We start from the raw sequence: 20,679 nt of genomic DNA, 5'->3' as shown, positions 1-20,679 counted from the left end.
CTGCCGATCATTGCTTTTGCGGGGTTTTGCGCTATATCGGCGCCCCAATGACCCAATCCGCCCCGAAAATCGGCCTCGTCAGCCTCGGCTGCCCGAAGGCGCTCGTCGATTCCGAACGCATCCTCACGACGCTGCGCGCGCAGGGCTACGAGTTCAGCCGCGACTACGCCGGCTCCGATGTCGTCATCGTCAACACCTGCGGCTTCCTCGACAGCGCCAAGCAGGAGAGCCTCGAGGCGATCGGCGAAGCGCTCAACGAGAACGGCAAGGTGATCGTCACCGGCTGCCTCGGCGTCGAGGAGACGCTGATCCGCGAGACCCACCCCAACGTGCTCGCCGTCACCGGCCCGCACCAGTACGAATCCGTGGTCAACGCCGTGCATGCACATTTGCCGCCGGTGCCCAACAAATTCGTCGACCTCGTGCCGGAAGCCGGCTTGCGCCTGACGCCCAAGCACTACGCCTATCTGAAGATTTCCGAGGGCTGCAACAACCGCTGCTCGTTCTGCATCATCCCGCAGATCCGCGGCGACCTGAGCTCGCGCCCGCTCGCCTCGGTGCTCTACGAAGCCGAACGGCTGGTGAAGTCCGGCGTCAAGGAGATCATGGTGATCAGCCAGGACACCTCGGCCTACGGGGTGGACGTCAAATACGCGCCGAGCAAGTTCCACGGCCGCGACGTCACCGCCAAGTTCCAGACGCTGGCCGAGGAGATGGGCAAGCTCGATGTCTGGACCCGCCTCCATTACGTTTACCCCTACCCGCACGTCGACGCGGTGATCCCGCTGATGGCCGAGGGCAAGATCCTGCCCTACCTCGATATCCCGTTCCAGCACGCCTCGCCGAGCGTGCTTAAGGCCATGCGCCGCCCCGCCAACCAGGTGAAGACGCTCGAGCGTATCAAGGGCTGGCGCGCCCTCTGCCCCGACCTCACCATCCGCTCCAACTTCATCGTCGGCTTCCCCGGCGAGACCGAGGAGGACTTCGACTTCCTGCTCGATTGGCTGGAAGAGGCCGAGATCGACCGCGCCGGCTGCTTCAAATACGAACCAGTCACCGGCGCCCCCGCCAACGACCTCGAGGGCATCGTGCCCGACGAGATCAAGGACGAGCGCTTCGCCCAGCTCATGGAAGTGGCGCAGGGCGTATCCACGGCGCAGCTCGCCAAGAAGGTCGGGCGCACCATCGAGGTGCTGGTCGACGACGTGCGCCCCGCCGAGGGCCGCGCCATCGCCCGCAGCAAATGGGACGCGCCCGATATCGACGGCCAGGTGATCATCGACAACGCCCAGGGCATCAAGCCCGGCGACAAGCTGGCGGTCACCGTCACCGGCTCGGACGAATACGACCTCTTCGCCGCCCCTGTCGGCGTCGACGCAAGGCAACCCGCACTGGCCGGCTGATGTACCGCCCGCCCGCCTTTCGCGAAGATCGGCTGGAGGTGCTGCACGCCCTGATCGACTCCCACCGGCTCGGCACGCTGGTCACGCACGGGCCCGGCGGGCTCGAGGCGAACCTCGTTCCATTCACCCTCGATCGCTCGCGCGGCCAATCCGGCGTGCTGCGCGCCCACCTCGCCCGCGCCAACGAGCAGCGCCTGGCCCTTGCCGGCGGCGCCGAAGCGCTGGTGATCTTCCAGGGTCCCGAAAGCTACATCACGCCGAGCTGGTATCCGTCCAAGGCCGAGCACGGCAAGGTCGTCCCCACCTGGAACTACGTCGTGGTGCAGGCGTGGGGCACGCCGGTGGTGATTGACGATCCAGCCTGGCTGCGCGCCCAGATCGGCGAGCTGACGGCGGCGCAGGAGGCGGCTCGCGCCCATCCCTGGGCCATCGACGATGCGCCCGCCGCCTATATCGACGCCCAGCTCAAGGGCATCTTCGGCCTCGAAATCCCCATCGCCCGCCTCGAAGGCAAGTGGAAGGCCAGCCAGAACCGCCCCGACGCCGACCGGGCCGGCGTCGCCGACGGCCTCGGCGCTGCGGGCGCAACCGACATGGCGGCGCTGGTGGCGAGGCGCTAGGGGGCCGGCGGCTTCACCGGAAGCTGCTGCCCGGGCGTCGACTGTGAAATGGCCAGTTCCGCGTCGGTCATGTCGGCGGGGATGTCGGCGAACAGCGGCGTCGACAGATAGCGTTCGCCGGTATCGGGCAGCATGCAGAGGATGGTCGAGCCCGGGGCGGCCTTCTCGGCGACTTTCAGCGCCGCCGCGAAGGTGCCGCCGGCGCTGATGCCGACGAAGATGCCCTCCTTCTGCGCCAGCGCCCTGCTGGCCTTGATACCGTCGCCGCCCGGCACGCTCACGATTTCGTCGATCAGCCCGCTTGCCACGGCATCGCCGGTGATCTTGGGGATGAAATCGGGGCTCCAGCCCTGGAACGGGTGCGCCTTCCACGCCGGGTGCCGGGACGCGGGCGAGCCGTCGGCATTGCGCGCCTGCTTCTCATGCGAGGTGAGCATCGGCGCCGTCTCGGGCTCGGCCACCACGATCCGCGTCTCCGGCCGCTCCTGCTTCAGCACGCCGGCGACGCCCTTGAGCGTGCCGCCGGTGCCGAACCCGGTCACCCAATAGTCGAGCTGCTCGCCCTCGAAATCGCGCAGGATTTCCTGCGCCGTGGTCTTGGCGTGATAGGCCGGGTTGGCGTCGTTCTCGAACTGCCGCGTCATGAACCAGCCCTTGGCGGCGGCCAGTTCCTTGCATTTGTCGATCATGCCGGTGGCGCCCAGCGCCGCCGGCGTCAGCACCACCTTGGCCCCAAGGAACCGCATCAGCCGCCGGCGCTCCACCGAAAAGCTCTCCGCCATGGTGACTACCAGCGGATAGCCCTTGGCGGCGCACACCATGGCCAGCCCGATGCCGGTATTGCCCGAGGTCGCCTCGATCACCGTCTGCCCCGGCTGCAGCGACCCGTCCCGCTCCGCTGCCTCGATCACCCCCAGCGCCAGCCGGTCCTTGACCGAGCCGAGCGGATTGAACGCCTCGACCTTGACGTAGAGCGTCACGCCCTTGGGTGCGAGCGCATTGATCCGGACGACCGGCGTATTGCCGACTGTGCCGAGGATACTGTCGTATTTCATGTTGCTCTCCGCCGCTGCGACGCCCTCGCGCACAAATCTAGTCCCTGCGGCGGGGCAAGGCCAGCGGGGCTTGTCGTGGCGCTAGGTCGAATCGACATTCAGGTCATCCAGATCATAGCTGCAGCGAGGTGGATGAAGGCGAGGAAGTGGGTGGCGCGTCGGTCGTAGCGTGTAGCGAAGCGTCGGAAGTGCTTGAGGCGGTTGAAGCAGCGTTCGATGCGGTTGCGGCACCGATAGATGATGCGATCATGCGGGATGAGTGTTGAGCGGGAGCGGGTCGAGGGGATCACCGCCTCGGCTCCCACATCGGCGACGAGGCTGCGCAGGGCGTTGGTGTCGTAGGCCCGGTCGGCGAGCACGGCCTGGCAGGTGAAGCCTTCGAGCAGGGCTGGAGCGGCCAGGATGTCGTGGCTCTGGCTGGGCGCAAGCAGAAAGCGGAGTGGGCGACCGAGCGTGTCGCAGATCATGTTGATCTTGGTGGTCAGTCCGCCTCGGGAACGCCCCAGAGCCTGGTCCGAAGCCCCCCTTTTCCAGCCGCCGCCTGCTGATGGGCGCGCACCAGAGTGCTGTCGAGCATCAGATACTGATTATCCCGGTCGCGGGTGAGATCGTCGAAGACGCGCTCCCACACCTTAGCCCTGGACCAGCGTGAGAAGCGCTTGTGCAGTGTCTTCCACTTGCCGTAGCGCTCGGGCAGATCGTGCCAGTGCGCGCCTGAGCGCAGCACCCACAACACTCCGTTCACGAACAGCCGGTTGTCCGCTCCACTTCGGCCCGGATCGCCGGCCTTGCCAGCCAGCAGCGGCTCGATCCGCCGCCATTGTGCATCGCTCAACTCATACCGCTTCGTCGCCATCCTCAGTCTCCGCAAATCGCGGACACCTATGAATCACGCATCCCAGCACAACGGAATCCTGAATGTCGATTGGCGCTAGTTCGACCGCTTGGCAACGTAGACCACGCCCGGCAGGTCCTTGAAGTGCGCATCGCAGGTCAGCAGGTCGGCGCGATGCTCGCTCGCGCTCGCATAGATTATGGCGTCGGCGGTCGACAACCCGTGCAACGCGCACATCTCTGCCGCTATGAGCGCGATAGGAGTATCCAGCGGCACGACAACGCACCGCTGGGTCAGGGCAACAGCCCTGTCCGCAATTGCCTCGCCCCGCTCCCGAACCAGCCATTTAGACAATTCGAGTTGCACGATGGTGGGGACGATCCATTCGGCCAGCGGGGGAAGCTCAGCTTCCAAGGCCGCTCCCGTCGGCGAGTCGAGCAGCCACTCGATCCAGGCCGACGTATCGACAGTGCGCATCAATAGCGATCTTCGCGATCGCGGTACCCGGTCGGATCGGCGCCTCGGGCAATGCCGCGCAACTCCTCAAGTGTCGGGATCGGCACCAGCACGACTCCTTTGCCGCGCGGGATGAAGGCAAATTCCTGGCCCGCCCGCCACCCGTTTTCCTCCCGAACGGACTTCGGAATTGAAATCTGGAATTTGCTCGACAAACGGGTTGTGTTGCGGGCCGTCATACGTCGCCTCCATCGATGGGCACAACGTAAGAATATGACCTGTCGTCTTCAAAAACAAGAACGCCGGGCAACAGGTGCCCGGCGCTCATCACTTTCTGTCGGCAAGTTGCCTCAGGCGCTGGTCGACAGCGCCTCTTCCTTCTTGCGCTCCGAGTAGATGTAGAGCGGGCGGGCATCCTTGTTGTTCACCACGTCTTCCGAGATCACCACCTCTTCGACGCCGTCGAGCGAGGGCAAGTCGAACATGGTGTCGAGCAGGATGCCTTCCATGATCGAACGCAGGCCGCGGGCGCCGGTCTTGCGCTCGATGGCGTGCCGGGCGATGGCCTTGAGGGCGTCCTCGTGGAAGGTCAGCTCGGTGTCTTCCATGGCGAACAGCCGCTGGTACTGGCGCACCAGCGCGTTCTTGGGCTCGGTCAGGATCTGGATCAGCGCCGGCTCGTCCAGGTCTTCGAGGGTGGCGATCACCGGCAGGCGGCCGATGAATTCGGGAATGAGGCCGAACTTCACCAGATCCTCGGGCGCCACTTCCTTCAGCACGTCGCCGACGCGGCGGTCACGCGGGTCCTTGACCGTGGCGGCAAAGCCGATGCCAGAGCCCTCGGAGCGGGCCTGGATGATCTTTTCGAGGCCGGCGAAGGCCCCGCCGCAGATGAACAGGATGTTGGTGGTATCGACCTGCAGGAATTCCTGCTGCGGGTGCTTGCGGCCGCCCTGCGGCGGCACCGACGCCACGGTGCCTTCCATGATCTTCAGCAGCGCCTGCTGCACGCCCTCGCCGCTCACGTCGCGAGTGATCGAGGGGTTGTCGGACTTGCGCGAGATCTTGTCGACTTCGTCGATATAGACGATGCCGCGCTGCGCCTTCTCGACATTGTAGTCGGCGGCCTGCAGCAGCTTGAGGATGATGTTCTCGACGTCCTCGCCGACATAGCCGGCTTCGGTGAGCGTCGTCGCATCGGCCATCGTGAACGGCACGTCGAGGATGCGGGCCAGCGTCTGCGCCAAAAGCGTCTTGCCGGTGCCCGTCGGGCCGACCAGGAGGATGTTGGACTTGGCCAGCTCCACGTCCTGATTCTTGGCCGCGTGGTTGAGCCGCTTGTAGTGGTTGTGCACGGCGACCGACAGGTTCCGCTTGGCGCGTGACTGGCCGATCACGTAATCGTCCAGCACCTTGTAGATTTCCTGCGGGGTCGGCACGCCCTCGCTGGACTTCACCATCGAGGTTTTGTTTTCCTCGCGGATGATGTCCATGCACAATTCGACGCATTCATCACAGATGAACACGGTCGGTCCAGCGATCAACTTGCGAACTTCGTGCTGCGACTTGCCGCAGAACGAGCAATACAGCGTGTTCTTGCTGGATTCGCCGGTGGAAGTATCTTTGGACATCCGTCACTCCTCGGGGGCCTTGCCCCCGCCAACCCGCGCTGGACTCAAGCTAACGCGCGAGACTTAAACAATATGTTGCCGGGTCGAGCTTAGCGGCCGATCCGGCACCCCACAATTGCCCTGTCGACACAGTCCCGTGTCGCATCGCGATAGGCTTAACACCGACGATTTTACTGAGCGTCGGGCGCCGCCCGCTTCTCGTAGATCGCATCGATCAGTCCGAAATCCTTGGCCTGCTCGACCGTGAGGAAGTTGTCGCGCTCGAGCGCCTGGTGGATGGTGTCGTAGTCCTGCCCGGTGTGCTTGACATAGATCTCGTTCAGCCGGCGCTTCAGGCGCTCGGTGAACTGGGCATGGATCAGGATGTCCGTGGCCTGGCCCTGGTAGCCGCCCGACGGCTGGTGCACCATGATCGAGGCATTGGGCAGCGCCGCCCGCATGCCCTTTTCGCCCGCGCACAGCAGCAGCGACGCCGCCGACGCCGCCTGCCCGACGCACAGCGTCGCGACCTGCGGCCGGATGAACTGCATGGTGTCGTACATCGCCAGCCCCGCCGTCACCACGCCGCCCGGCGAGTTGATGTAGAGGCTGATCTCCTTCTTGGGGTTCTCGGATTCGAGGAACAGCAATTGGGCGATCACCAGGGAGGACATGTTGTCCTCGATCGGCCCGGTCACGAAGATGATCCGCTCCTTGAGCAGGCGCGAATAGATGTCGAAGGCGCGCTCGCCGCGGTTGGTCTGTTCCACCACGGTGGGCACCAGGTAATTGGTATAGGTATCGACGAGATCTCTCATTTTTCCAGATGCCCCTGAGCTGAATGCCGAATCGGCGCGCGATTGGCCGAGGTGAGACGAGCCGGTGTTAAGGCGCGGTAAAGGCAGAGATAGGCGGGACTGTGGCGGCCAGCAAGGGCGGTCACACCAGCGTACCTAACAGGCCAAATTGCCTCCCCGATGTCAGTTTACGGAAGCGGGGCAGTCTGCAAATGTGGTGCAGTAACCTTGGGGAACCTTCAATGAAACATCTCGTCCTGCTCGCCGCCGCGGGCCTGATGCTGGCCACGGCCATGCCGGCCTTCGCCGCCGGCTCCAGCGACACCGACAGCCTGAGCCCGAAAAACGCGCAGCCGCCGAACACCGCCTCCAGCGCGCCGGAAGACGACAATTCCAGCGCGCCGCCGGAGGACAATACCCAGCCGCCCGACACCAGCGCGCCGGCCGGTGACAACGTCACCGCACGCGACCCGCAGAGCGTGCTGACGGCGCTGAGCAATCTCGGCTACCCCGGCAAGCTCGAAAAGATGGATTCCGGCCGGACCTCGATCGCCGTCCGGATCTCAGGGCTCAAGACCTATATCGACTTCTACGATTGCGACGACAACCTGGCCGATTGCTACACGCTGCTGTTCAACGTCGCCCTCGATCTCAAGAAGGGCACCACGATGGACAAGGCCAACGAGTGGAACAGCAAGCAGATCACCGGCCGTGTCTGGCTCGACGACAACAAGGATCCGACGCTGGATTTCGCCTTCTCGACCTTCAACGGCGTGTCGGAGGACACGTTCGAGCAGAACGTCAAGCTCTGGGACAAGAAGATCAGCGATCTCAAGGAATTCTTTAACTTTTGATCCGGAGCACCAATCCGATCGAACCGCCGGCGGCGTCCCTTGGGGTGCCGCCGATGCCTTTGGGGGCGGGCAGAAACCGGTCAGCGGGGCAGTTGAATTCGCCACGCGCCCCAATATCCTCGGCGCATGAACCAACACGCCCCCGCCTTCGCCATTTCGGCCACCGACCGGCGCGCCAGCGCGCGGCCGCGCGACGCCGCCTTCTACCAGAACCCCTACGCCTTCTATTCGGCGCTGCATCTGGGGACGCCGACCTTCCTGTGGGAGGACTATGGCCACTGGTGCTTCACCGGCTTCCGCGAGGTGAACGCGCTGCTGCGCGACAAGCGCTTCGGCCGGCAGATCCTGCATGTGGCAAGCCGCGAGGAACTGGGCTGGCCGCCGCCCAAGGACCACACGGCGGCGTTCGACCTGACCGAGAAATACTCGCTGCTGGCGCTGGAGCCACCGGCGCACACGCGCCTGCGCAATCTGGTGAACCGTGCCTTTGTGTCGCGTAATGTCGCGCAGCTGCGCCCGCGCATCGAGCGGCTCGCCAACGAGATGATCGACCGGCTCGAGCCCGAAGGCGGCACCGAGCTGATCCGCAACTTCGCCGCGCCGATCCCCGCGGTGGTCATCGCCGAGATGATCGGGCTGCCGGCCGAGATGGCGCCGCAGCTCCTCAACTGGTCCAACCGCATGGTCCAGATGTACATGTACGGCGTCACGCGCGAGACCGAGCTCGACGCCAACCGCGCGTCCGAGGACTTCATGGCCTATCTGCGCGAGGTCATCGCCGAGCGGCGCACGGCGCCCAGGGAAGACCTGCTCACCCACATGCTGACCTCGGAGGTCGATGGGCAGAAGCTCAGCGAGGACGAGGTGATGTCGACCGCCATCCTGCTGCTCAACGCCGGCCACGAGGCGACGGTGCACACCACCGGCAATGCGGTAAAGACCATCCTCGAAAGCGGCCGCGACCCCAAAACGCTGTTCGCCACGCCCGAACAGACCGAAGCGACGGTCGAGGAGTGCCTGCGCTTCGACGCGCCGCTCCACATGTTCACCCGCTATGCACTCAGCGACGTGACGCTCGACGACGGGCAGAGCTTCAGGAAGGGCGAGGTCATCGGCCTGATGCTGGGCGCCGCCAATCGCGACCCGACGCGCTTCAGGGACGCCGACAGTTTCGATCCGTTCCGTACCGACGGACAGAACGTCAGCTTCGGCGCCGGCATCCATTTCTGCATCGGCGCGCCGCTTGCCCGCATCGAACTGCAGGTGGCGCTGTCGACGCTGTTCCGCCGCCTGCCGGGGCTCAGGCTGGCCGCGCCGCCGCGCTACAACAACGTCTACCATTTCCACGGACTGGAACGGCTCGACGTCGTTTGGTAAGCTCTCCGTATTTCAGGAGACCTTATTATGCTTCGTATTTTGATCCTCGCGGCGTTTGCCGCCATGCCTTCGCTCGCCCTTGCACAATCGCAGACCGGCCCCGAGCCGGTGGCGGCGCGGTGCCTGCTCGGCAGCAAGACCTTCTCGCCCGGCGCCACCATCCGCGCCGGCGCGACCGTCGAAACCTGCAACCCGGACGGCACCTGGGCGGCGACCGAAAAACCGGCCGCCGGCTGCTTCTTCGCCGACTCCTTCTATTCGGTGGGCGCGACCTCGTCGGTCAGCGGCAACAAGACCATGACCGCCACCTGCAAGCCGGACGGCACCTGGAGCACGGCCTCCGCGCCGGCCGCCGGCTAGAGCGCCGCCAGCACGTCGGGGATCAATCCCGGCAGATCCTCGGAAATGAGGCCCGGGCGGCCGAAGCGGCTGCCCGCCTCGCCATGCACCCACACCGCCGCGGCTGCCGCATCGAAGCCGGCCATGCCCTGCGCGAGGAAGCCGCCGACGATGCCGGCCAGCACGTCGCCCGCGCCCGCGGTGCCGAGGCCCGGCGGCGCGTTACCGTTGATCGCCGCCCGCCCGTCGGGCGCCGCGATCACCGTGTCGCTGCCCTTGTAGATGACGATCGCCCCCGACCGCCGCGCCGCCCCACGCGCCCGCTCGAGCTTGCTGCCGGGCAGCTCGCCGAACAGGCGCGTGAACTCGCCCTCGTGCGGCGTCAGCACCACGGGCCGATCGGCTCGCGCCCTGATTGCCTGGAACAATGTTTCAGGGTCGTCCTTGAACACGCTCATGCCGTCGGCGTCGATGACGACCGAGGGGACAAGCTCGAGCGCGGCAAGCACATGCTCGCGCGTCTCGGGCGTGACCCCGGCCGCCGGGCCGATGACCAGCGCGTTGACCTTGCCCGCGAGGATGTCGCGAAACTCGGCGAGCGAGGCGAACGGCTTGAGCATGATGGCCGTGACATGCGCGGCGTGAACCATCAGGGCGTCGCGTTCGCCGACAAGTGTAACAGCCCCCGCCCCCGCCCGCAGCGCTGCCGTCGCACTCAACCGCGTCGCGCCCGTCTGCAGGGCGCCACCGGACACGACGACACAATGGCCGCGGGAGTATTTGTGCGCCTCGCGCGCGACGTGCGGCACCGACCACAAATGCGGGCCATTCTCATGCGCCGTTGAGCGAATCTCAAGCAGCACCGACGCCGGAATACCGATCTGGCGCAACACCATTTCGCCGCACAGATCGCGACCCGGCGCGAGCAGATGGCCGGGCTTCCGCCGGAAGAACGTCACGGTGCGATCGGCCCGCACCGCCACGCCCCGAATAGCGCCACTGCCGCCATCGACCCCCGACGGCACGTCGATCGCCACGACTGGAACGCCGCTCTCGTTGACCCGCCGGATCGCCACCGCCATCTCGCCGGTGACGTCGCGGTCGAGCCCGGCGCCAAGCAGCGCATCGACCACGAGGCCTGCATCGTTCAGGTCGAACGACACTGTCTCGCCCCAGCGCGCGGCGTTCGTCGCGGCATCGCCCTTGAGGCGGGCACGATCCCCCAGCAGGCAGACACCCACCGGCCAACCCGCCTCGCGCAATTGCCGCGCCACCACGAACCCGTCGCCGCCATTGTTGCCGGGGCCGCACAGCACCAGCACCGGGCGCTTGCCGTAGCGGTGTAGAATTTCGTTCGTCACCGCCCTGCCCGCATTCTCCATCAGCACCAGCAACGGCGTTCCCGCCGCCTCGGCAAGACGGTCGGCGCGGGACATTTCGGCAGGAGCGAGGAGTTCGTGCATGCCACGGTCTTACCGCGAGTATCAGCCTCGCGAAAGTACGCGCAGTCGGCGCTCCTCTCCCGCTTGCGGGGGAGGGGAGCTCACTGCAGCCCCCTGCCCGCTTCAACGCCCCTGTATGAACTCCAGCCGGTTGCCCACCGGGTCGTGCGCGTAGAACCGCCGCACACCGGCAATGGCGTCGTCGAACGCAACGCTGACACCTGCGTCCTGCAGCGTCCGCGCCAGGCCGTCCAAATCTTCGACCGACAGCGCCGGATGCGCCTTGCGGGCCGGCCGAAAATCCTCCTCCACGCCGAGGTGCACCTGCCCCGCGCCGATGTCGAGCCACAGCCCGCCGCGCGCCGCGAGCGCCGGCGGCTTGTCGATTTCGCGCCAGCCAAGCAGCCCGCAATAGAACGCCCGGCAGACAGCTTCGCTGCCGCGCGGGATGGCGAGTTGCACATGGTCGATCCGCATCGGCCGCCTCCAAATGAAAAGGCCGCCCGGAGGCGGCCTTTGAGATAAGTCACCAACCTCAGTGGTCGTGATGATCGTGGTCGTCGTGGTGATGCTCGTCCGGCACGTCGTCGCCTTCGTCCTGGATGATCTTTGCCAGGTCCTCGCGGCTCATCGGTTTGTCGGTCTGCGTCGCGATGCCGGCGATGTAGTCGACCACCTTGTTCTCGAACACCGGGGCGCGCAGCCCGGCCAGCGCCTGCGGGTTCTTGCGGTAGTAGTCGTAGACCTGCTGTTCCTGGCCCGGGAAGCGGCGCACCTCGGCGATCAGCGCCTGCTGGTGCTCGTCCTCGGTCACCTCGACCTTGTTGGCGTTGCCGACTTCGGCCACCACCAGCCCGAGGCGCACGCGGCGCTCGGCGATCTTGCGATACTGCTCGCGGGCTTCCGCTTCGGTCGTTCCTTCGTCCTCGAACGACCGGCCGTGATCGGTCACCTCGTGCTCGACCCGCTGCCAGATGGTCTCGAACTCGGCATCGACGAGCTGCTCCGGCACCGCGAATTTGTGGCCTTCATCGAGCGCATCGAGGATCTGCCGCTTCACCGCCTGCCGGCTCATCGAGGCCAGCGCCGCCGTCATCTGCTCGCGCACCGCGGTGCGAAGCGCCTCGAGGTTCTCGAGGCCCAGCCGCTGGGCGAATTCGTCATTGAGCTCGCCGGCCATCGGCGCGTCGATGTGGAGGATGGTGACGTCGAAGGTCGCCTTCTTGCCCTGCAGCTCGGCATTGTTGTAGTCGGCCGGGAAGGTCACCTGGACCTCGCGCGTCTCGCCCTTCTTCATGCCCACGAGCTGGTCTTCGAAGCCGGGGATGAAGTCGCCCGAGCCGACGATCAAATGCGCATGGTCGGAACTGCCGCCCGGGAACGTCTTGCCGTCGATCTTGCCGACAAAGGACAGGCCGAGATTGTCGCCCTGGGCGACGACGCCGTCGTCGGGCTTGGGCTCGTAGCCGCGGTTCTGGCGGAACACGCGCTGCATTTCCTTGCTGACGTCCTCGTCGGTCACCTCGACCACCGGCCGGTCGAGCTTGAGCGTCGAGAAATCCATCAGCGTGACAGCAGGAAGCACCTCGTAGCTCACGTCGAAGGCGAGGTCGGATTCGCCGTCCAGCACCTTGTTGATGGTGCCCTGGTCTTCCGGCAGGTCGACCTTGGGCTGCGTCGCGGCGCGCTCGGACCGCTCGGTCAGCGCATTGCCCACAGTGGCGTTGATGGCGTCCTGCATCACCTCGGCCATCGCCGATTTGCCGTACATCTTCTTGAGATAGGTCGCGGGCACCTTGCCGGGGCGGAAACCCTTGATGTTGGCTTGGCTCTTGAGTTCGCTCAGCCGCGTCTCGAGGCGGCCGGTCAGGTCGCTCTTGGGGATGACCAGGCTCAGCTTGCGCTTCAGGCCTTCATTGAGGGTTTCGGTGACCTGCATTCAACAATCCGTTCCAAATTCCATCGGGGGCCGAAGGCAGGGATGTTTCGCCAAACTGGTGCGGGTGAGAGGATTTGAACCTCCACGCCTTTTGGGCGACGGAACCTAAATCCGTTGCGTCTACCAGTTTCGCCACACCCGCAACCGCCCATCGGCCGGGCTGGCTGCATCTATATGATGTTCCCAACCCAGTCAAAGCCTGAAAACCCCTCAGCTCCAATCGAGCAGCGAGCGGTGGCAGCCGACCCCGGCGATCATGCCGCCATGCATCGCGCCGTTGATGCTGTGGCGCGGCCCGGCCAGGTCGCCAGCGGCGAACACCCCGGGCACCGTGGTCTGGCCCTCGTCGTCGACCTTGAGATACGGCCCGAGCGGCGCCTCCAGCGTTTCGGCCCCCAGATCCTCGTGCAGCCGCGCCGACGGCAGCACTCGCGGATGCGCCAGCATGGCGTCGAGCCCGACCTCCCGGCCGCTTTCCATCCGCACCGCGCGCAGCCGGCCCGCCTCGTGCAGGAAGGCCGCCACCCTGCCCTCCAGCACGCCATTGCCGCGGGCCTTGATCCGCGCCTCCACGCCGTCCGGCAGATCGAGCCCGTTGGTGAACAGCGTCAGCGTGTCGGTCCAGTCGCGCAGCAGCACCGTCGCATGCAGCGACGCCGGGCTCGAATACAACAGCCCCAGCCGCCCGCCCGCCACCTCGTAGCCGTGGCAATAGGGACAGTGGATCACCGTCTTGCCCCAGCATTCGGCAAAGCCCGGAATCGCCGGAAGCTGGTCGGCGACGCCATAGGCGAGGATGATCCGGCGCCCGACGAGGCTCTCGCCGCCCGCAAGGCGCACCACGAAGTCGTCGCGCACCCCGCCAATGCCCACCGCCTCGGCCGCGACGTGCCGGGCCGTCGGATAGGCCAGCACATTGGCCAGCCCGGCACGGCGGATGTCGAGCGGCGGCACGCCATCGAAGCCGAGGACGTTGTGCGCCGCGGCCGCGTAGCGGTTGCGCGGCTGACCGGTGTCGACGAGCGTCACCCGCCGCCGCGCCCGCACCAGATGCATGGCCGCCGTCAGTCCCGCAAAGCTTCCCCCGATGATGATCGCGTCGTCCATACCGTCCTCGCAGCGTAATGTTATTACATGCCGCTATCGCAGCGACCGCCCGAGGTCAACGCCCGCGACTGCGCATTCCGTTTGCACGGCGCAATCGGCTCGGGCGACGTTTTGCCAATTTCGCCGGCACATTGCACAATGTTTGGGCGGCACAGCAGCAACCGGCGTGACTCGATTGCTGAGAATATTCGCCTAACCGACTGCAACATCGAGAAAAACCAACCCCCTGCGGACGCTGGCATGGCCCGTGCATGCTGATCGGCGACACCCGCAAGGGTCGAAGTGGAGGCCTGCATGAAGAAGATCGAGGCGATCGTAAAGCCGTTCAAGCTGGATGAAGTGAAGGAGGCGCTGCAGGAAGTCGGGCTGCAGGGCATCACCGTCACCGAGGCCAAGGGCTTCGGCCGGCAAAAGGGCCACACCGAGCTCTATCGCGGCGCGGAATACGTGGTGGATTTCCTGCCCAAGGTGAAGATCGAAGTCGTGTGCCCGGACGAGTTCGCCGACAAGGCGATCGAAGCCATCCGCACCGCGGCGCAGACCGGCCGCATCGGCGACGGCAAGATTTTCGTCTACTCGATCGAGCAGGCCATCCGCATCCGCACCGGCGAATCCGGCGACGACGCGCTCTGAGCGCCCTCGCCCAATCACACCAGGACTTTCAACGGGGAAAACCATGACTACTGGCAACGACATTCTCAAGCGGATCAAGGACGAGGGGATCAAGTACGTCGACCTGCGCTTCACCGACCCGCGCGGCAAGCTGCAGCACGTCACCTTCGACCAGACCATGATCGATGAGGACATCTTCGAGGAGGGCACGATGTTCGACGGCTCCTCGATCGCCGGCTGGAAGGCCATCAACGAGTCCGACATGGTGCTGATGCCCGATCCGAACTCGGCCTATCTCGACCCGTTCTTCGGCGCCTCGACGCTGGCCATCAATTGCGACGTGCTCGAGCCGCTCACCTACCAGCCCTACAACCGCGACCCGCGCACCACGGCCAAGAAGGCCGAGGCCTACGTCAAATCGTCGGGCCTAGGCGACAGCGTCTATTTCGGCCCCGAGCCCGAATTCTTCATCTTCGACGACGTGAAGTATTCCAACACCACCTACAAGGTCGGCTTCGAGGTCGACTCCTCCGAGCTGCCCACCAACAACGACGCCGACTACGAGATGGGCAACCACGGCCATCACATCGGCCTCAAGAAGGGCTACTTCCCAGTGCCGCCGCTCGACAGCGCCCAGGACATGCGCGGCGAGATGCTGGCGGCGATGGGCGCCATGGGCGTCACCATCGAGAAGCACCATCACGAGGTGGCCTCGGCCCAGCACGAGCTCGGCATCAAGTTCGCGCCGATCATCAAGTCGGCCGACGACGTGCAGATCTACAAATACGTGATCCAGCAGGTGGCGCATGCCTACGGCAAGACCGTCACCTTCATGCCCAAGCCGGTCTATGGCGACAACGGCTCGGGCATGCACTGCCACCAGTCGATCTGGAAGGACGGCAAGAACCTGTTCGCCGGCGACCAGTATGCCGGCCTCAGCATGGATGCGCTCTACTACATCGGCGGCATCATCAGGCACGCCAAGGCCATCAACGCCTTCACCAACCCCAGCACCAACTCCTACAAGCGCTTGGTGCCGGGCTTCGAGGCGCCGGTGCTGCTCGCCTATTCGGCGCGCAACCGCTCGGCTTCCTGCCGCATCCCCTTCGGCCAGTCGCCCAAGGCCAAGCGCGTCGAGGTCCGCTTCCCCGATCCGCTGGCGAACCCCTATCTCGGCTTCGCCGCCCTGCTGATGGCCGGCGTCGACGGCATCAAGAACAAGATCCATCCGGGCGACCCGATGGACAAGGACCTCTACGAGCTGCCGCCGGAAGAGCTGAAGCAGATCCCGACCGTGTGCGGCTCGCTGCGCGAGGCCCTCGAAAGCCTCGACAAGGACCGCGATTTCCTCAAGGCCGGCGGCGTCTTCGACGACGACCAGATCGACAGCTACATCGACCTCAAGATGACGGAAGTGATCAAGTTCGAGCACACCCCGCATCCGGTCGAGTACGAGATGTACTACTCGGCCTGATCGGCCGTGACATCGCGACGCTCAGGAAGGGCCCGCAGGGGCCCTTTCGCTTTCGGCGGAGCGGTATCGGAAAAGGCACGCCCGGCGCAGGCGCGCCGCGGTCAGACCAGCAGGAAAACGAGGACGAGCGCGCTCACCACGCCCGAACGCGGCAATCGGAGATGGGCAAGCCGGTACGCAAAACTACCAAACCCGGCCTGCAGCCACCCCAGATTCGAAAGCTCGAAAGCATGGCGAGCAGACGGCTCGATACGCAGGCCATCGCTGCTACGCATACGGCTACTCCAGACACAAAAACCGTATGCCCTCCTTGTAGCAGCCCAAGGTTACGGAAGTGTTTGAAAGGCCCGAAGCTTTGGTTAATCGGCTGCCTCGATTTGGGGCAGCGGTCACGCCGTAAGGCCTTGAGCACAAAACAAATCCCGGCCCACCGACAGGTGGACCGGGATGCTGGATCGGATGGCCTGAAGCGTCAGAAGCCGAAGTGCAGCGTGATGCCGACGCCGGGATCGCCGAAGCCCTTGTACTTGAGCGGCGCGCGCTTGATCTTGCCGGTGCAGCGGTCAACCAGCAACTGGTACCAGCTGCCCTTCCAGCTCGCGACCACCACCGCCTGGTAGCCCTTGGACTTCCAGATCTTGACCTTCTTGAAGCCCATGTCCTGCAGCTGCCAGTAGATCTGCTTGTCCGACAGGCACATCTTGCTGTGCTTGTTGCCGTAGTTGAACTTCATGCCCGGGCCGCCGCCGTTCCCGAAGTTGAACGAGAAGCTCACATTCGGCGGCGGCGGGCCCGGCGGGGGCGGCGGAGCGGCCAGTGCGGGCGCGGCGAATGCGCCGAGGGCCAGGGCGACGACGCCGGCCTTGACGGTGGTCATGAGGGTCATGGAGATCTCCTTGGTGGGGCTATTGCGCCGCTCCTTTGCGAAGCGTTGGGCACACCCTAGCGCCGGAGCCGTGAACAAAGCTATGCCGGCCCGTTCATCTGCCGTTCATGTGATGGAGCAGCCCGACCTGTCGTCCACGTGGGGCCTGTTCGCGATGCTGCAAACGGGTCGGCTCCGACCTGCCCACCGGGAACAGAGCGGCAACCTGCGGCTGCGACTATGCTAGAACCAGCGCTGCGATTCGATTGACCGGACCACGATGCCTCCCAAGGACGACCTTTTCGGCGACGCCCCGCCGCCCTCCCCCAAACGCAAGACCGACGAGCGGGCCACCGCCCATTCCTCCTCCTATTCGGCGGCGGACATCGAGGTGCTGGAAGGGCTCGAGCCGGTGCGCCGGCGGCCGGGCATGTATATCGGCGGCACCGACAGCAACGCGCTGCACCATCTGTTCGCCGAGGTCATCGACAATGCGATGGACGAGGCCATCGCCGGCCATGCCAGCCGCATCGAGGTGCATTTCGGCGCCGACGGCTATGTCAGCGTGGACGACAATGGCCGCGGCATCCCGGTCGAGAACCACCCGAAATTCCCGAAACAGTCGACGCTCGAAATCGTCATGACGACGCTGCACGCCGGCGGCAAGTTCGACTCCAAGGCATATGAAACGTCGGGCGGCCTGCACGGCGTCGGCGTGTCGGTGGTCAATGCGCTGAGCGACGATCTGGTCACGGAAGTGGCGCGCGGCGGCGTGCTCTATCGGCAGACCTATTCGCGCGGCAAGCCGACCGGCAAAGTGGTGGAAGTGGGCAAGGTGCCCAACCGCCGCGGCACCCGGCAGCGCTTCCACCCCGACCCGGAGATCTTCGGCAAGGACGCGCATTTCTCCGCGCAGCGGCTGTTCCGCATGACGCGCGCCAAGGCGTATCTGTTCGGCGGCGTCGAAATCCGCTGGTCCTGCGATCCCGAACTCGCCCGCGACGACGTGCCGGACAAGGCGACGTTCCACTTCCCCGGCGGCCTCAGGGACTTCCTCGCCTCGCGCATCGAGGGCGAACAGCGCATCGTCGACGACATCTTCTCCGGCCAGCACGGCAAGCCCGGCAGCAACGGCGCGGTGGAATGGGCCATCAGTTGGAACCTCGCCGACGGCTTCGTGCAATCGTACTGCAACACCATTCCCACCGGCGAAGGCGGCACCCACGAGCAGGGCCTGCGCACCGCCCTGCTCCGCGGCATCCGCTCCTACGCCGAACTCAAGGGCGAAAAGCGCGCCGGCAACATCACCGCCGACGACATCCTGGTGCAGTGCTCGGTGATGCTGTCGGTGTTCGTGCGCGAGCCGGAATTCGTCGGCCAGACCAAGGATCGGCTGAGCTCGCCCGAGGCTACCCGCATCGTCGACAGCGCGTTGCGCGACGCCTTCGACCACTGGCTGGCGGCGTCCCCGCAGCAGGCCAACAAGCTGCTCGACTGGACCATCGAACGCGCCGAGGAACGACTGCGGCGCAAGAAGGAAAAGGAGATCGACCGCCAGTCGGCGACGCGCAAGCTTCGCCTGCCCGGCAAGCTGGCCGACTGCACGCAATCGGCGGCGCAGGGCGCCGAGCTGTTCATCGTCGAAGGCGACAGCGCCGGCGGCAGCGCCAAGCAGGCGCGCGACCGGGCCAGCCAGGCCATCCTGCCGCTGCGCGGCAAGGTGCTGAACGTCGCCGGCGCGACGCGCGAAAAGCTCGCCGCCAACCAGCAGATCGCCGATTTGACGCAGGCGCTCGGCTGCGGCACGCGCGACCGCTACCGCGAGGACGATCTGCGCTACGACAAGATCATCCTGATGACCGACGCCGACGTCGACGGCGCCCACATCGCCTCGCTGCTGATGACCTTCTTCTTCCAGGAGATGCCCAAGCTCATCGACGACGGGCACCTCTACCTCGCAATGCCGCCGCTGTTCCGGCTGAGCGCCGGTCCCAAGGTCGCCTACGCCATGAACGAGGCGCATCGCGACGCCCTGCTGGAGACCGAGTTCAAGGGCAAGAAGCCCGACATCACGCGCTTCAAGGGCCTGGGCGAGATGCCCTATGCGCACCTGCGCGAGACCACCATGGACAAGCGCACGCGCTCGCTGCTGCAGGTGCGCGTGCTGCAGGATCGCGACGACACCCGCACCTCGGTCGACCGCCTGATGGGATCAAAGCCCGAAGCCCGCTTCGAGTTCATCCAGGAAAATGCCGAGTTCGTCACCGACCTCGACATCTGACGATCGCACCCCCACATTAAGCAAACGCTAGGGAATGCCGTTGACTCGCGGGTGATTCCCTCTATGTTCCCGGCCCGTCGGGAACCACTCCGCCGCTCGGCCGCAAGGCCTCAACGCCGGCTTCTCCCAACCCCCTGAGTGGACGAACACATTGCCAGAAGACTTTTCCGGGCTCGGCCTCAGCGCCAAGGTGACTGACGCGGTTATGGCCGCAGGCTACACCAAGCCCACCGAAATCCAGGCGCAGGCGATCCCGCACGTTCTCGAGCGCAAGGATCTGATCGGCATTGCGCAGACCGGCACCGGCAAGACGGCCTCGTTCGTCCTGCCCATGCTGACGCTGCTCGAATCCGGCCGCGCCCGCGCCCGCATGCCGCGCACCCTCATCCTCGAGCCGACGCGCGAGCTCGCCGCGCAGGTCGCCGAGAATTTCGAGAAATACGGCAAGAACCACCGCCTCACCATGGCGCTGCTGATCGGCGGCGTCAGCTTCGAGGACCAGAACCGCGTGCTCGACCGCGGCGCCGACGTGCTCATCGCCACGCCCGGCCGCATGCTCGACCAGTTCGAGCGCGGCCGCATCCTGCTGACCGGCGTCGACATCCTCGTCATCGACGAGGCCGACCGCATGCTCGACATGGGCTTCATTCCCGACATCGAGCGCATCTGCAGCCTGCTGCCGCCGCGCCGGCAGACGCTGTTCTTCTCGGCCACCATGCCGCCCGAGATCCAGAAGCTCACCAGCCGCTTCCTGCGCGATCCGGTGAAAATCGAGGTGGCGCGGCAGAACTCCACCGCCGAGACCATCGACCAGAAGCTGGTGAAGGTTTCCGGCAAGCCGGAAGAAAAGCGCGCCGCCCTGCGCGCCATCATCCGCAGCGAGAAAGACCTCAAGAACGCGATCATCTTCTGCAACCGCAAGCGCGACGTGGCGACCCTCGCCCGCTCGCTGCAGCGCCACGGCTTCTCGGCCAGCGGCCTGCATGGCGACATGGACCAGAAGAGCCGCATGGAGACGCTCGACGCCTTCAAGACCGACAAGCTGCAGCTGCTGATCGCCAGCGACGTCGCCGCCCGCGGCCTCGACATCCCGGCGGTGAGCCACGTGTTCAATTTCGACGTGCCGACGCACGCCGAGGACTACGTCCACCGCATCGGCCGCACCGGCCGCGCCGGCCGCTCCGGCACCTCGATCACCCTCGCCTCCCCCTCGGACGGCAAATATGTCGACGCCATCGTCAAGCTGATCCAGCGCGACATCCCCGAGGTCAAGCTCGACGGCCTCGAGCTCGCCGACGCCGGCGAGGCCGATGCGCACGAGGCGCGCCCGCGCCGCGACCGCCACCGCGGCGGCCGCAAGGCCGACGGGCACAAATCCGCCGACCACAAGCCGCGCGTGCACAAGGCCGAGGACCATCACGCCGAAGCTCCCCGCGCCGAAAAGCCGGAGAAGGCTGCCGACCGTCCGGCGCGCAACGAGGCCCAGCCGCCCCGCCGCACCCCGCCGGCGCCGCGTCCGCCCGGCGGCGGCGCGCAGTCGCCCTTCGGCTCCGACGGCCCGGTGCCGGCCTTCCTGCTGCGCCCCGGCAATGTTCGCTGATCCCTGTCGGATC

General features: G+C 65.9%; 20 protein-coding genes, 1 tRNA gene and 1 pseudogene. 9 read left to right on the top strand and 13 right to left on the bottom strand.

Annotated elements, in window-relative coordinates; genetic code table 11:
* Positions 1-47: 47 nt before the first annotated feature.
* Together rimO and BGO82_RS08385 are read left to right on the top strand one after the other, a co-directional pair.
* Positions 48-1,403 carry a 30S ribosomal protein S12 methylthiotransferase RimO gene (gene rimO, locus BGO82_RS08390; RefSeq protein WP_291305102.1) on the top strand — a complete coding sequence of 452 codons (1,356 nt, stop codon included), beginning with the start codon at positions 48-50 and terminating at the stop codon, positions 1,401-1,403.
* Positions 1,403-2,023 carry an FMN-binding negative transcriptional regulator gene (locus tag BGO82_RS08385; RefSeq protein ID WP_291305101.1) on the top strand — a complete coding sequence of 207 codons (621 nt, stop codon included), beginning with the start codon at positions 1,403-1,405 and terminating at the stop codon, positions 2,021-2,023. Before rimO ends, BGO82_RS08385 begins: the two co-directional genes overlap by 1 nt.
* Here the strand turns inward: BGO82_RS08385 and cysK are convergent.
* The 6 genes and pseudogenes from cysK to BGO82_RS08355 form a co-directional block, all read right to left on the bottom strand.
* Entirely contained in the window at positions 2,020-3,078 is a 1,059-nt protein-coding gene (cysK, locus tag BGO82_RS08380) for a cysteine synthase A (protein WP_291305100.1), read from the bottom strand. The genes BGO82_RS08385 and cysK overlap by 4 nt on opposite strands.
* Before the next feature lie 98 nt (positions 3,079-3,176).
* Positions 3,177-3,934: pseudogene (locus BGO82_RS08375) on the bottom strand (IS5 family transposase).
* Positions 3,935-4,009: 75 nt separating this feature from the next.
* Positions 4,010-4,390, bottom strand: coding sequence for a type II toxin-antitoxin system VapC family toxin (locus BGO82_RS08370; protein ID WP_291305099.1), 381 nt, complete (start codon positions 4,388-4,390; stop codon positions 4,010-4,012).
* Positions 4,390-4,608, bottom strand: coding sequence for an AbrB/MazE/SpoVT family DNA-binding domain-containing protein (locus tag BGO82_RS08365; RefSeq protein WP_291305098.1), 219 nt, complete (start codon positions 4,606-4,608; stop codon positions 4,390-4,392). The genes BGO82_RS08370 and BGO82_RS08365 overlap by 1 nt, the downstream gene beginning before the upstream one ends.
* A 111-nt stretch (positions 4,609-4,719) precedes the next feature.
* Positions 4,720-6,000: an ATP-dependent Clp protease ATP-binding subunit ClpX gene (clpX, locus tag BGO82_RS08360; protein ID WP_291305097.1), complete on the bottom strand. Its 1,281-nt coding sequence runs from the start codon at positions 5,998-6,000 to the stop codon at positions 4,720-4,722.
* 170 nt (positions 6,001-6,170) lie between these two features.
* Entirely contained in the window at positions 6,171-6,797 is a 627-nt protein-coding gene (locus tag BGO82_RS08355) for an ATP-dependent Clp protease proteolytic subunit (RefSeq protein ID WP_291305096.1), read from the bottom strand.
* Between the two features lie 221 nt (positions 6,798-7,018).
* On the opposite strand from BGO82_RS08355, the gene BGO82_RS08350 reads away from it, so the two are divergent.
* The 3 genes from BGO82_RS08350 (at position 7,019) to BGO82_RS08340 (ending at position 9,367) form a co-directional block, all read left to right on the top strand.
* Positions 7,019-7,630 carry a YbjN domain-containing protein gene (locus BGO82_RS08350; RefSeq protein WP_291305095.1) on the top strand — a complete coding sequence of 204 codons (612 nt, stop codon included), beginning with the start codon at positions 7,019-7,021 and terminating at the stop codon, positions 7,628-7,630.
* Positions 7,631-7,756: 126 nt separating this feature from the next.
* On the top strand, positions 7,757-9,007 hold the full coding sequence (locus BGO82_RS08345) for a cytochrome P450 (RefSeq protein ID WP_291305094.1): 1,251 nt from the start codon (positions 7,757-7,759) through the stop codon (positions 9,005-9,007).
* Positions 9,008-9,034: 27 nt separating this feature from the next.
* Positions 9,035-9,367 carry a hypothetical protein gene (locus tag BGO82_RS08340; RefSeq protein WP_291305093.1) on the top strand — a complete coding sequence of 111 codons (333 nt, stop codon included), beginning with the start codon at positions 9,035-9,037 and terminating at the stop codon, positions 9,365-9,367.
* Here BGO82_RS08340 and BGO82_RS08335 read toward each other — a convergent pair.
* From BGO82_RS08335 to BGO82_RS08315, 5 genes are all read right to left on the bottom strand, one after another.
* Positions 9,364-10,809 carry an NAD(P)H-hydrate dehydratase gene (locus BGO82_RS08335; protein ID WP_291305092.1) on the bottom strand — a complete coding sequence of 482 codons (1,446 nt, stop codon included), beginning with the start codon at positions 10,807-10,809 and terminating at the stop codon, positions 9,364-9,366. The two genes, BGO82_RS08340 and BGO82_RS08335, sit on opposite strands and share 4 nt — an antisense overlap.
* A 102-nt stretch (positions 10,810-10,911) precedes the next feature.
* Positions 10,912-11,265, bottom strand: a complete 354-nt coding sequence (locus tag BGO82_RS08330) for a VOC family protein (RefSeq protein WP_291305091.1) — start codon at positions 11,263-11,265, stop codon at positions 10,912-10,914.
* 58 nt (positions 11,266-11,323) lie between these two features.
* The gene (gene tig, locus BGO82_RS08325) at positions 11,324-12,727 is read right to left on the bottom strand and encodes a trigger factor (RefSeq protein WP_291305090.1); all 1,404 of its coding nucleotides are present in this window, start codon (positions 12,725-12,727) and stop codon (positions 11,324-11,326) included.
* 56 nt (positions 12,728-12,783) lie between these two features.
* Positions 12,784-12,869, bottom strand: a tRNA-Leu gene (locus tag BGO82_RS08320).
* Between the two features lie 68 nt (positions 12,870-12,937).
* Positions 12,938-13,834, bottom strand: coding sequence for an NAD(P)/FAD-dependent oxidoreductase (locus BGO82_RS08315; protein WP_291305089.1), 897 nt, complete (start codon positions 13,832-13,834; stop codon positions 12,938-12,940).
* 294 nt (positions 13,835-14,128) lie between these two features.
* On the opposite strand from BGO82_RS08315, the gene BGO82_RS08310 reads away from it, so the two are divergent.
* Entirely contained in the window at positions 14,129-14,467 is a 339-nt protein-coding gene (locus BGO82_RS08310) for a P-II family nitrogen regulator (protein WP_291305088.1), read from the top strand.
* 43 nt (positions 14,468-14,510) lie between these two features.
* Positions 14,511-15,920 carry a type I glutamate--ammonia ligase gene (gene glnA, locus BGO82_RS08305; protein WP_291305087.1) on the top strand — a complete coding sequence of 470 codons (1,410 nt, stop codon included), beginning with the start codon at positions 14,511-14,513 and terminating at the stop codon, positions 15,918-15,920.
* 101 nt (positions 15,921-16,021) lie between these two features.
* On the opposite strand, the gene BGO82_RS08300 is transcribed toward glnA, so the two are convergent.
* Positions 16,022-16,195, bottom strand: a complete 174-nt coding sequence (locus BGO82_RS08300; RefSeq protein WP_291305086.1) for a hypothetical protein — start codon at positions 16,193-16,195, stop codon at positions 16,022-16,024.
* A 197-nt stretch (positions 16,196-16,392) separates the two neighbouring features.
* On the bottom strand, positions 16,393-16,806 hold the full coding sequence (locus BGO82_RS08295) for a hypothetical protein (protein ID WP_291305085.1): 414 nt from the start codon (positions 16,804-16,806) through the stop codon (positions 16,393-16,395).
* Positions 16,807-17,065: 259 nt separating this feature from the next.
* Here BGO82_RS08295 and parE point away from each other — a divergent pair, with 259 nt between their 5' ends.
* Both parE and BGO82_RS08285 read left to right on the top strand, forming a co-directional pair.
* Entirely contained in the window at positions 17,066-19,066 is a 2,001-nt protein-coding gene (gene parE / locus BGO82_RS08290; protein ID WP_291305084.1) for a DNA topoisomerase IV subunit B, read from the top strand.
* A gap of 205 nt (positions 19,067-19,271) precedes the next feature.
* Positions 19,272-20,666 carry a DEAD/DEAH box helicase gene (locus BGO82_RS08285; protein WP_291305698.1) on the top strand — a complete coding sequence of 465 codons (1,395 nt, stop codon included), beginning with the start codon at positions 19,272-19,274 and terminating at the stop codon, positions 20,664-20,666.
* Positions 20,667-20,679: the final 13 nt, after the last annotated feature.

Origin of the sequence: Devosia sp. 67-54, from assembly GCF_001899075.1 — a bacterium.
Lineage (GTDB): Bacteria > Pseudomonadota > Alphaproteobacteria > Rhizobiales > Devosiaceae > Devosia_A.
The sequence above is the reverse complement of the archived record's forward strand: the minus strand, read 5'-3'. Positions and strand labels throughout refer to the sequence as shown.